This is a genomic window from Streptomyces sp. 13-12-16 (assembly GCF_002114215.1).
Lineage (GTDB): Bacteria > Actinomycetota > Actinomycetes > Streptomycetales > Streptomycetaceae > Streptomyces.
Genome location: NZ_NCTE01001441.1, coordinates 2964 through 3206, shown reverse-complemented (window position 1 = coordinate 3206; position 243 = coordinate 2964). Strand labels below are relative to the sequence as shown.

Here is a 243-nt window from a genome sequence, read left to right as displayed (position 1 = left end):
CGCACGTGCCGCCGTCCGCGTCGGAGGAGGACCCCGCGCCGTCGTCCGGGGTGCGGTTCGACCGGCGTGCGCAGGCGGAGGAGCGGGCCGCGCAGCCCGACGAGTACCCGCTCCAGGCGCCGGATCCGCGGGTGGCGGCCGAGCAGGCGGCGACCGGCGGCGGTGCCGCGGTGTGCGTGGCCTGCCGTGCGGGACGGGTCGACGACGACGGCTACTGCGAGAACTGCGGCCACGCCCAGCCAC

At 79.0% G+C, this 243-nt stretch carries 1 pseudogene; it reads left to right on the top strand.

Annotated features, from left to right (window positions below):
- A pseudogene (locus B7767_RS42290) lies at positions 1-243 on the top strand (serine/threonine-protein phosphatase); the annotation flags it as partial.